This window comes from Immundisolibacter sp. (assembly GCF_028696615.1).
In the GTDB taxonomy this organism is placed as follows: Bacteria; Pseudomonadota; Gammaproteobacteria; order Immundisolibacterales; family Immundisolibacteraceae; genus Immundisolibacter.
Genome location: NZ_JAQVGQ010000204.1, coordinates 1 through 4,842 on the forward strand (window position 1 = coordinate 1; position 4,842 = coordinate 4,842).

Annotated in this window: 4 protein-coding genes and 1 pseudogene; all 5 read left to right on the top strand. The window is 70.9% G+C overall.

From position 1 onward, the window contains the following. Window positions 1-653, top strand: a pseudogene (locus PHC73_RS11600) (diaminopimelate decarboxylase); the annotation flags it as partial. A gap of 240 nt (window positions 654-893) precedes the next feature. After that, on the top strand, window positions 894-1,370 hold the full coding sequence (locus PHC73_RS11605) for a histidine phosphatase family protein (RefSeq protein WP_300128315.1): 477 nt from the start codon (window positions 894-896) through the stop codon (window positions 1,368-1,370). Window positions 1,371-1,382: 12 nt separating this feature from the next. Further along, a complete protein-coding gene (ppx, locus tag PHC73_RS11610; protein WP_300128318.1) occupies window positions 1,383-2,927 on the top strand; it encodes an exopolyphosphatase in 1,545 nt (514 codons plus the stop codon). Next, on the top strand, window positions 2,924-3,307 hold the full coding sequence (locus tag PHC73_RS11615; protein WP_300128320.1) for a LysR family transcriptional regulator: 384 nt from the start codon (window positions 2,924-2,926) through the stop codon (window positions 3,305-3,307). The genes ppx and PHC73_RS11615 overlap by 4 nt, the downstream gene beginning before the upstream one ends. A gap of 155 nt (window positions 3,308-3,462) precedes the next feature. Then, on the top strand, window positions 3,463-4,842 hold a 1,380-nt coding region (locus PHC73_RS11620; protein WP_300128322.1), incomplete at its 3' end, for an aldehyde dehydrogenase family protein.

Sequence of the window (4,842 nt, forward strand, 5' to 3'; positions counted from 1 at the left end):
ATATCGGCTCGCAGCTGACCGATCTGGCGCCGCTGCGCGAGGCGGCCGCCCGCATCGCGGCGCTGCGTGTGGAGCTCGAAGCGGACGGCATCGCCGTCGGGCAGGTCGATCTCGGCGGCGGCCTTGGGATTGCGTATCGCGACGAGCCGGTGCCGAGCCAGGCCGAGTACGTGGCCGCCATCAGTGCGCCGTTCGCCGGCAGCGGGGTGGAGATTTCCATCGAGCCCGGGCGCTCCATCGTCGGGCCGGCCGGCGTGCTGCTGACGCGCGTCGAGTACCTGAAACCCGGCGCCGAGCGCAATTTCGCCATCGTCGATGCGGCCATGAACGACCTGTTGCGCCCGGCGCTGTACGACGCCTACCACGGTGTGCTGCCGGTGCGCGAAACGGCCGCCGAGCAGGCCGTGTGGGAGCTGGTGGGCCCGGTGTGTGAGAGCGGCGACTTCCTCGCCCACGCGCGCCGGCTGGCGCTGCAGGCCGGCGATCTGCTGGTGCTGCGCGACGCCGGTGCCTACGGCTTTGCCATGAGCAGTAACTACAACAGCCGCCCGCGGCCGGCCGAGGTGATGATCGACGGGCAGCGCCCGCAGTTGATCCGCGCCCGCGAGACGCTGGACGACCTGTGGCGCGGCGAGGCGGCGCTGGCCGAGTGAGAGCTTGTGAATTTTTCAAGCTCTCGGGCCGGCCAGGGATGGCCGGACGCGAAGCGAGCCCGTAAGGGCTTGATTCGCGGGAGCCCGTCCGGGCATGTACCGGACGGGCGACGCAAGAAATGCGCAGGACGCGCATTTCTTCACAAACTCTGAGACCACGCTGGCGGTGCGGCTGTCACCATCCGCAGCCCGGTTGGCGACGATAATGAGGACGCCCTTTGCTGCCATGCCCGAGTCGCCGTGCGCTGTCTGGTCATCCGCCATGCCCCCGCCGAGTCCGGTTTTCCGGACGCCGAGCGTCCACTGAGCGCCGCCGGCGCCGGCCTCATGCGCCAGCTGCGCGGCGCGTTGCAGGCGCTGGTGCCGGACCTCATGCTGATCGCTCACAGCCCGCTGCGCCGGGCGCGCGAGACCGCGGCCCTGCTGGCCGAGGTCTATGCGGTGCCGCTGTGCGAAACCGACGCGCTGGCCCCGGGGCGGCTCGATGGGCTGTCGGCGTGGCTGGCCGGGCAGGCCGGCCCGCTGGCGCTGGTCGGCCATGAGGACGACTTGAGCTACTGGACCTGCCACATGCTGACCGGCCTGGCCGGGCGGTTTTTCGTGTTCGAGCGCGCCGGTGCCTGCCTGCTGGAGTTTCCCGGCCTGCCGCGCCCGGGCGGCGGACGCCTGCACTGGCTGATGGCGCCAGAGCATCTGGCGCGCATGGCGCGGCGCTGAGCGGCGCGGTCGATGGGTGCATCTGCTGCGCGCCGGCGGCCGGCGGCCGGTCCGGCCTTCGATACCATCGCTGCGGTGGACCTGGGCTCGAACAGCTTTCACCTGATGGTGGCGCGCGTCAGCGGCGATGAGCTGCAGGTGATCGATCGCCTGCGCGAGCCGGTGCGCCTGGGCGCCGGGTTGGACGCCGACGGCAACCTGACGCCGGCCATCTGCGCCGAGGCGCTGGCCTGCCTGCGCCGCTTCGGCGAGCGCCTGCGCCGCCTGCCGCCGGGCGCGGTGCGCGCGGTGGGCACCAACGCGCTGCGCCAGGCCGCCAACGGCCAGCGTTTTCTGGTCGACGCCCAGCGCGCGCTGGGACATCCCATCGAAATCGTCTCCGGCGTCGAGGAGGCGCGGCTCATTTACCTGGGCGTCGCCCACAGCGTGCCGGACGACGGCCGCCAGCAGTTGGTGATCGACATCGGCGGCGGCAGCACCGAGCTCATCATCGGCCGCCATTACCAGCCGCTGCGCCTGGAGAGCCTGTACCTGGGCTGTGTGTCGCACAGCCTGCGGTTTTTCGGCGACGGACGCATCAGCGCCGAGCGCCTGCGCGCGGCCGAACTGGCGGCGCTGCAGGAGCTCGAGCCGGTGGCCGCCGACTATCGGGCGCTCGGCTGGCAGCGCGTGATCGGCGCCTCGGGCAGCATGGTGGCGGTGGCCGAGGCGCTGCGTGTCGAGGGCCTGGCTGAGGCCGGCATCACCGCGGCTGGGCTCAAGGCGCTGCGCCGGCGGCTGCTCAAGCTCGGCCGGGTGGACAAGCTCACGCAGCTGCAGGTGCGCGCCGACCGCCTGCCGGTGTTCATGGGCGGCTTTGCCATCGTGCTGGCGCTGTTCGAGGCGCTGGGCCTGGCGCAGATCGAGATCTCCGACGGCGCGCTGCGCCAGGGACTGCTGTACGACCAGCTCGATCGGCTGCACGATGCCGACGTGCGCGACCGCACGGTGGCGCAGTTGGCGCGCCGCTACCACGTGGATGGCGCCCATGCCCGGCGCGTGATGCGCACCGCCCAGCGCTGCTTGGAGTCGGTGGCCGCCGACTGGCAGCTCACCGACGCGCAGCACGCCCGCCTGCTGCAGTGGGCGGCGCAGCTGCACGAGATCGGCCTCGACGTGGCGCACGCGCAATACCACAAACACGGCGCCTACATCCTGGAGCACGCCGACCTGGCCGGCTTCTCGCGTCAGGAACAGCAGCAGCTGGCGCTGCTGGTGCGCCTGCACCGGCGCAAGCTCGCGGTCACCGAGTGCGCGGCGCTCGACGAGGCGGCGCGCGTCGCCGTGCTGCGCCTGGCGGTGCTGCTGCGCCTGGCGGTGGTGCTGCACCGAAGCCGCGCGGCGCTGCGCCTGCCGCGGTTCACGCTGCAGGCGGCCGGCAACACGCTGACCCTGCGTTTCCCGCCCGGCTGGCTCGAGCGTCACCCGCTGACCGGCGCCGACCTCGCGCAGGAATCGCAGTTCCTCGCCGATGCCGGGTTTACGCTGCGCGTGCACGACGGGCCGGCCACGCCGTGAGTACCGCGCGCGCCGGCGGCTTTCCGCGCCTGTGGCTGCGGCTCGATCTGGCGCCGGGGGTGTCGATCGGCCCCGGCAAGGCCGAGCTGCTGCGCGGCATCGATGAAACCGGCTCGATCTCCGCCGCCGGGCGGCGCATCGGCATGAGCTACAAGCGCGCCTGGCAGCTGGTGGATGCGCTGAACCGGCATTTCACGGCGCCGCTGGTCAACGCCAGCCGCGGCGGCGCGCACGGCGGCGGCGCCATGCTGACGCCGCTCGGCCGCGACGTGCTGGCGGCCTATCAGGCGGTGCAGGCGGCGGCCGGCGAGTGCGCCGCCGCCACCCTCGATCAGCTGGCGGAGCGGGTGGCGGCTGACGGCCGGCCGGCGCAGCAGTGATCGTGCGTTATGTCTTTTTGTAAATAACGGACGATCGGATTACCATCGCGCGGCCGGGCAACGCGCTACACGTTCGCGCCAAGGCGCTGCCTTGCCGCGCAGCGGTTCGCCCGCGGCCGACTTTTTTGATCGTTATCCGTCGTCAGGAGGACGCAGTGAACAAACCGCTCGAAAACATCGCCAGCAGTGGCCTGTATCAAGCCCAGTACGGCCAGTTCATCGGCGGGCAGTGGGTGGAGGGCGCCAGCGGCGCCACCATCGACCTGTTCAATCCGGCCACCGGGCAGGTGCTGTCGCGCATCGCCGCCGGCAATGCCAAGGACGTCGAGCGCGCCGTGGCCGCCGCCGCCGAAGCCTTCAAGACCTGGGGTCACAGCACGCCGGCCGAGCGTCAGGAGGTGCTGGTCGAGATCGCCCGGCGCCTGAAGGCCCGCGCGCAGGATTTCGCGCTGCTCGAGACGCTCAACAACGGCAAGCCGATCCGCGAGTCGCTGCACTTCGACGTGCCGACCGCCATTTCGCAGTTCGAGATGTTCGCCGGTGCCGCCTGGCACCTGGACGGTCGCGCCATCGACTACCCGGATGCGCTCGGCGTGGTGCATCGCGAGCCCTACGGCGTGGTGGCGCAGATCATCCCGTGGAACGTGCCGCTGATCATGATGGCGAGCAAGATCGCCCCGGCGCTGGCGGCCGGCAACACCATCGTGCTGAAGCCCGCCGAGACGGTGTGCCTGTCGGTGCTGGAGTTCTTCCGCGAGATGCAGGACGTGATCCCGCCCGGCGTGGTGAACGTGGTCACCGGCTTCGGTGCCGACGTCGGCGAGCCGCTGGTCACCCATCCGCTGGTGCGCAAGGTGGCCTTCACCGGCTCGATCCCGACCGCGCGGCGCATCATGCAGTACGCCGCGGTCAACGTCATCCCGCAGACGCTGGAGCTTGGCGGCAAGTCGGCGCACATCGTGTTCGAGGACGCCGACATCGACGCCGCGGTCGAAAGCGCCGCCATGTCGACGGTGTTCAACAAGGGCGAGGTGTGCCTGGCCGGCACGCGGCTGCTGCTGCAGCGCGGCATCCGCGACGAGTTCCTCGAAAAACTCGCCCGCACGCTCGACGCCGTGCGCCTGGGCGATCCCACCGATCCAGCCACGCAGATGGGCGCGCAGGCGTCGGTGATGCAGCGCGACAAGGTGCTGTCCTACCTCGAACTCGGCGTCAAGGAAGGCGCCAAGATTTACCGCGGCGGCAAGCGCGCCACGGTGCCGGGCTTCGAGAACGGCAACTTCATCGAGCCGACCATCTTCACCGACGTCGACAACCGCATGCGCATCGCCCAGGAGGAAATCTTCGGGCCGGTGACCTGCGCCATCACCTTCGACACCGAAGAAGACGCCATCGCCATCGCCAACGACAGCAGCTATGGTCTCGGCGGCGGCCTGTGGACGCGCAACCTCGGCCGCGCGCACCGGGTCTCGCGCGCCATGCAGACCGGCACCATCTGGGTCAACCGCTACTTCAACATGAAGCCCGGCATGCCG

What these genes read in the sequence shown, in the direction of transcription:
- ppx (WP_300128318.1), top strand. Translation starts at nt 1,383, where the DNA reads ATGGGTGCATCTGCTGCGCGCCGGCGGCCGGCGGCCGGTCCGGCCTTC.